The sequence below is a fragment of the Phenylobacterium sp. genome (assembly GCF_020402505.1).
Classification (GTDB): Bacteria; Pseudomonadota; Alphaproteobacteria; order Caulobacterales; family Caulobacteraceae; genus Phenylobacterium.
On the sequence record NZ_JADBZL010000199.1, the window covers coordinates 1 to 4,729 of the forward strand.

General features: G+C 70.7%; 5 protein-coding genes. All 5 read right to left on the bottom strand.

Annotated features, from left to right (window positions below; all coding sequences use genetic code 11):
• The coding region (locus tag IM632_RS13235) for an alpha/beta hydrolase (protein ID WP_296552442.1) at positions 1-967 on the bottom strand (967 nt) is incomplete at its 3' end.
• Entirely contained in the window at positions 964-1,668 is a 705-nt protein-coding gene (locus IM632_RS13240) for a VOC family protein (RefSeq protein WP_296484165.1), read from the bottom strand. The genes IM632_RS13235 and IM632_RS13240, both read right to left, overlap by 4 nt.
• Before the next feature lie 24 nt (positions 1,669-1,692).
• Positions 1,693-2,946, bottom strand: coding sequence for an acyl-CoA dehydrogenase family protein (locus tag IM632_RS13245; protein ID WP_296484161.1), 1,254 nt, complete (start codon positions 2,944-2,946; stop codon positions 1,693-1,695).
• A 13-nt stretch (positions 2,947-2,959) separates the two neighbouring features.
• Positions 2,960-4,093, bottom strand: a complete 1,134-nt coding sequence (locus tag IM632_RS13250; protein WP_296484158.1) for an acyl-CoA dehydrogenase family protein — start codon at positions 4,091-4,093, stop codon at positions 2,960-2,962.
• Between the two features lie 89 nt (positions 4,094-4,182).
• Positions 4,183-4,729 (bottom strand): 5'-methylthioadenosine/S-adenosylhomocysteine nucleosidase (locus IM632_RS13255; RefSeq protein ID WP_296552444.1); only part of this gene is annotated, 547 nt, incomplete at its 5' end.

Sequence of the window (4,729 nt, forward strand, 5' to 3'; positions counted from 1 at the left end):
CCAGGACAGGCGACTTCACCCGGGACAGGCAGCGCGGCCCGTCGGCGCGGGCGTCGTCCAGGCTCCACTGGGAGAGCCAGCTGCGCAGGGTGGAGAAGCGGGCGAGGCCGATGGGGCTCATGTTCACCACCCGGGGATCGCCCAGGTAGCAGACCCCCGGCGCCCGGTCGTTGGGGTCGACGGCGGGGTCGAGCCAGCGCGGGTCGGCCATGGTGCCGTGGACGACGAAGCCGAACTCGTCATTGGGCCGGCCGCGTCGCCGCAGGGTCTCCAGCCGGTCCTTCACCCAGGCGGTGATGCGCCGGTTGCGCGCCTCCTGGGCGGCCCGGTAGCGGTCCAGGAAGACCGCGTCGTAGGGCGGTCGGACCGCCTCGCCATAGAGGTCGAGGGCCGGGTCGCGCCGGTCGGGGTCCTGCTCGTCGAGGATGGAGGCGTCCAGCCACTCGGTCAGGGTGCAATGGCGCGAGACGTGGGCGGCCATCAGGATGACCCCGTCGGCCGGGATCATCCGGGCCTCGGCCAGGGACAGGGGGTCGCCCGCCGGGGTGTGGGTGATGGAGGGCTGCTCGGCCTCGGCCTGGTAGAAGGCGGAGAGGGCCCCGCCGCCGCTCCAGCCCAGCAGGATGACGTTGGCGTAGCCCAGCTTCTCCCGGGCGTGGCGCACCGCAGCCCCGAGGTCGAGGGCGACCTTTTCCATGATCAGGGCGTTGTCGACGCCCCGGTAGCGACTGTCGGCGGCCAGGACGTGGACGCCGGCCTCGGCGAACAGGCGCATGACCGGCAGGCCGCCGGTCCCGCCGATGGGATGCATGGTGACCAGCACCGTGTCGGACGGGGTCTCCGGCCGGATCAGGGTGGCCCCGGTGGCCACCAGCCCCACGGCTCCGCCATAGGTGTCCCTGAAGGCCGACGGGTCGCGGGAAACGATGGTGACCGGCGTCCGCGTGACGGCGGGGCGTTCGCTCATTCCGCCGGGTCCGCCGCCACCTTCCGCACCGGCGGCTCATTGTACGAGGCCCGGGCCATGTAGACCTCGTCAGGCATCTCCAGGAGCTTCTCGTAGACCGGCGGCGGGTACTTCAGGTGCGGCTTGGCCGGGTCGAAGGCCGGCTGCGGGGTCTCGGGCCTGGCGCCCGGCCCGGCCGGTGGGTTGCGGAAGGCGGCCAGCTCCTCGGCGGAGATGCCCGCCAGGGCGACGACCTCGGGGTCGATCCACTCGTCCGGGTCCGGCGGAGTGAGCGAGGTGGAGATCTCCAGGTTCAGCCCCTCGGGCCCGGCGAAGTAGATGGACTGGCAGAAGCCGTGGTCCACGGGCCCGAAGACCGGCACGCCGTTCTGCCGGATGCGGTTCCGGAAGGCGATCAGGTCGTCCATGGACTCCACGTTGAAGGCCACGTGCTGCATGGTCCCGGGCGCGGAGGGCCCCCCGCCGTGGGGCGCATGACTGGAGCCCAGCTCGCTCTTGCCCTTCGCATTGTCCGGCATGGCGACGAAGGCCACCGAGGCGTTGTCGTCCAGCTCCAGGAAGCCGTGCCAGGCGCCCGGCACCCCGTGCATCCAGAACAGGGCTGTGAGCCGCATGCCCAGCACCTCGCTGAAGAAGGCGATCTGCGCCTTCATGTCGGCGGTGCTGAAGGCCAGGTGGTGAAGTCCTCGAAGCCTGGGCATGGGGCGTCTCCTGTCGGGCCGGGCCTATTTCCGTCCGCTGGTGGGAATGTCGCGGAACGGAACGTCCTTGTCGACGCGGATATCGCCCGGCAGGCCCAGGACGCGCTCGCCGATGATGTTGCGCAGAATCTCGTCCGAGCCACCCTCGATCCGCGTGGCAGGTGAGCGCATGAGGATCTGCTGGAACCGTGCGTTCATGGGCGAGGACTCGTCCTGGACCACGCCGGCCTGTCCCTGCAGGTCGAGGGCGAACATGGCCAGCTCCTGCATGGTGGCGCCGGCCACCAGCTTGCCGATGGAGTTTTCCGGCCCGGGGGTCTCGCCCTTGGACAGGGCGGTGATGGCCCGCATGCCGGTGTACTTCAGTCCGCTCTGCTTCACCGCGAACTGGGCGAGGCGCGAGCGGACGGCGGAATCGTCCACCGCCGGCCGACCATCGACCTCGGCCTCGAGGCAGAAGTCGAACAGTTCGGGAAAGCCCGTGGACATGCCCGAACCGATGGACAGGCGCTCGTTCATCAGGGTGGTCAGGGAGACCTCCCAGCCCTGGCCCACGGCGCCCAGACGCTGGTCATCGGGGATGCGCACGTCGGTGAAGTAGACCTCGTTGAAGCCCGACTGGCCGTTGGCCTGCTTGATGGGCCGCACCTCGATCCCCGGGGTCGACATGCTCAGGAAGAACATGGTCAGACCCTTGTGCTTGGGCGCATCCGGGTTCGTCCGCGTGATCAGAAGGCCCCACTGAGAATACTGGGCGCCGCTGGTCCAGATCTTCTGGCCGTTGATGATCCAGTCTCCGGAGCCGTCCTCGGCCTTCACCGCGCTGGTGCGCAGACCGGCCAGGTCCGAGCCCCCGGCGGGTTCGGAGAAGAGCTGGCACCAGATCTCCTCGCCGGAGGCCAAAGGCGGCAGGAGGCGGCGCTTATGGTCCTCTGAGGCCCAGGCCATGACGGTGGGCCCACACATGCCGTGGCCGATGATGAAGGGGCTGGAGAGGGCGCCGTAGATTCCTTCTTCCTGGCCCCAGATCACCCGCTCGATCGGGCTCCGGGCGCCCCCGCCGTATTCCTTCGGCCAGTTCAGGCAGGCCCAGCCCGCCTCGGCCTTCTTCTTCTGCCAGGCCTTGCCGGCCGCCAGCGGGTCCTCGCTCTCGATGCCGCTGGAGGCGAACCCGGCGCGCTTCAGTTCGGCTTCCAGGTGCTTGGGGGCGTTGGCCTGGATCCAGGCGCGGGCCTCGGCGCGGAAGGCGGCTTCCTCGGACGTGTCTTCGAAATCCATGGTCGGGGCTCCGTCAGGCGGCTTGGGTATTGGCGCCGCGAAGGCGCTCGATCAGCAGGTCTTCCCAGGTCGACAGCGACCCGAGGGCGAGGGCCAGCGCATTGGAGCGCCGGTAGAAGAGGTGGCAGTCAAAGGCCCAGGTGAAGCCCATGCCGCCGTGCACCTGGATGTTGTTCTTGGCGCAGTGCTGGAAGGCCTGGGTCGCCGAGACCCGCGCCGTGGCGGCGGCCACCGGCAGCTCCGAGCTGCCCGAGGCCAAGGCCCAGGCGCCGTAGTAGCAGTTGGACCGGGCCAGAGTGGCCGAGACATACATGTCCGCCAGCATGTGCTTGATGGCCTGGAAGGAGCCGATCTGGCGGCCGAAGGCCATGCGGTCCAGCGCGTAGTCCCGGGCCATCTCCAGGGCGCGGTCGGCCCCGCCGACCTGCTCGAAGGCCATCAGGATGGCGGCCCGGTCCATGACCTGGCTGGCGATGGCCCAGCCCTCGCCCTCGCCGCCGAGCCGCTCGGCCGGGGCGCCCTCGAAGACCAGCCGCGCCTGGCTGCGGGTCGGGTCGATGGAGGTCAGGGTCTCCCGGGCTGCGCCCGGGCCGTTCAGGTCGACGAGGAAGAGGCTGATCGCCATCTCGCCCCGCCCGGCGCCCGAGCGCGCGGCGACGATGGCCAGGTCGGCGATGTCGCCGTCCGGTACGGGGGACTTGGCGCCGGTCAGCCGGCCGTCGCGGACGGCGGCGGCGACCTTGTCAGGGGTCATCCGGCCCTGGCCCTCGACGAAGGCGAAGGTCCCCACAGCCTCGCCGCTGGCCAGGCGGGGAAGCCAGGCCTTCTTCTGGGCCTCGGAACCGGCCTGCAGCAGGAATTCGGCGGCCAGGTAGATGGACGAGGCGACGGGGACGGGCGCCAGGGCCCGGCCCAGCTCCTCGGCGGCCAGGCAGAGCTCCAGGTGCGACAGGCCGACGCCGCCATAGGCCTCGGGGATGGCGACGCCCAGGACGCCCATCTCGGCCAGGCCCCGGTAGAGGTCGCGGGCGAAGGGCTCGCCGCCCTCAAGCCCGCTCCGGACCACCGCCGGGGTGCACTTCTCGGACAGGAACCGGCGGATCTGGTCCTGCAGCTGCTTCTGGTCGTCGGAGAAATCGAGGTTCATGCGTCTTCCGTCCCCTATCCTCCCCGCTGGCGGAGGAATTGACGGCCATTTCGAGGGGCTGACCCTACGCCAGTCAAGGGGCTGGGCCCTCAGTTCGCCGCCGCCGCCAGGATGCGGTCCACGACCGCCGCCAGTTTCTCGTCGATGATGTGGAGGTAGGCCTGCCAGTCATCCATGTGGTTGAGATCAGCAGCGCCATCGGACACGCCGCGCAGGCCCGCCAGGGGCACGCCATGGGCCATGCAGGCCCGGGCGACGGCGAAGGTCTCCATGTCCACCATGTCGGCGTCGATGGCGTCGTAGGCGGCCCCCGAGATCACCGCCCCGCCGGTAGACAGGCGCACGGCGGGCAGGTCGGGCAGCAGGACCTGCAGCGGCAGTTCGCGTGGCAGGTCGAGATAGGGGGTCAGGCCCGCAGGGATGCCGAGGGGCGAGGCGTCGATGTCGCGGTAGCTGACGCTCGCCACCTGGTAGACCCCGGTCTGCTCCAGGGTGCGCGAGCCGGCGGAGCCCAGGCAGACGGCCAGGTCCGGCGTCTCGCCCCGGGCCTCCAGGCGGGCCAGGGCGGCGCCGGCGGCAAGACCGGCCTCCACCGGTCCCACACCGGTCATCAGGGGCGTAAAGCGGGCGCGAAGG